The sequence below is a fragment of the Rhizobium sp. GR12 genome, assembly GCF_036596185.1.
GTDB classification, from domain to species: domain Bacteria; phylum Pseudomonadota; class Alphaproteobacteria; order Rhizobiales; family Rhizobiaceae; genus Agrobacterium; species Agrobacterium nepotum.
In genome coordinates this window covers 1-350 of record NZ_JASXTH010000054.1, presented here as the reverse complement: position 1 = coordinate 350, position 350 = coordinate 1, and the positions used below count along the sequence as shown (strand labels likewise).

1 protein-coding gene is annotated in these 350 nt (G+C 64.9%); it reads left to right on the top strand.

Annotated features, from left to right (window positions below):
- The coding region (locus tag QSK43_RS27075; RefSeq protein ID WP_332306027.1) for a TOBE domain-containing protein at nt 1-350 on the top strand (350 nt) is incomplete at both ends.

Sequence of the window (350 nt, the reverse complement as noted above, 5' to 3'; positions counted from 1 at the left end):
ACCATGGCCGACAAGATCGTGGTGCTCAACCGCGGCAATATCGAGCAGGTCGGCTCGCCGATGGAGCTTTACCGCTCACCCGCCAACCTCTTCGTCGCCGGCTTCATCGGCTCACCGCGCATGAACCTGGTGAGCGGCGACTTTGCCCGCCAGAAGAGTGCCGCCACCGCCGGCGTGCGCCCCGAGCATCTGACGCTGTCGAAGGAAGCCGGCCTGTGGCAGGGCAAGGTCACGGTTGCCGAACATCTCGGCTCCGACACCTTCCTCCACCTCGACGTCCCAGGCATCGGCCCGATCACCGCCCGAACCGATGGCGAGTTCGAATGCAGACACGGCGATACCGTCTTCAT